Genomic DNA, 292 nt, shown 5'->3' with positions numbered 1-292 from the left:
GGGACACGGCGTCCCAAAATTGTCAAATGCCGTGTCCCTACAGACGATCAAACAGATTAACGCGTTGCTGGGGACACGGCGTCCCAAAATTGTCAAATGCCGTGTCCCTACAGACGATCAAACAGATTAACGCGTTGGTAGGGACACGGCGTCGCATAATGTTTCGTTTATACCCAAAATTGTCAAATGCCGTGTCCCTACAGACGATCAAACAGATTAACGTGTTGCTGGGGACACGGCGTCCCAAAATTGTCAAATGCCGTGTCCCTACAGACGATCAAACAGATTAACG

General features: G+C 49.0%; 1 protein-coding gene. It reads left to right on the top strand.

Annotated features, from left to right (window positions below; genetic code table 11):
- Positions 1 to 101: 101 nt before the first annotated feature.
- Positions 102 to 290 carry a hypothetical protein gene (locus MiSe_RS50160; protein WP_226595096.1) on the top strand — a complete coding sequence of 63 codons (189 nt, stop codon included), beginning with the start codon at positions 102 to 104 and terminating at the stop codon, positions 288 to 290.
- The last annotated feature ends 2 nt before the right edge of the window (positions 291 to 292 follow it).

It is taken from the genome of Microseira wollei NIES-4236, assembly GCF_020521235.1.
In the GTDB taxonomy this organism is placed as follows: domain Bacteria; phylum Cyanobacteriota; class Cyanobacteriia; order Cyanobacteriales; family Aerosakkonemataceae; genus Microseira; species Microseira wollei.
The sequence above is the reverse complement of the archived record's forward strand: the minus strand, read 5'-3'. Positions and strand labels throughout refer to the sequence as shown.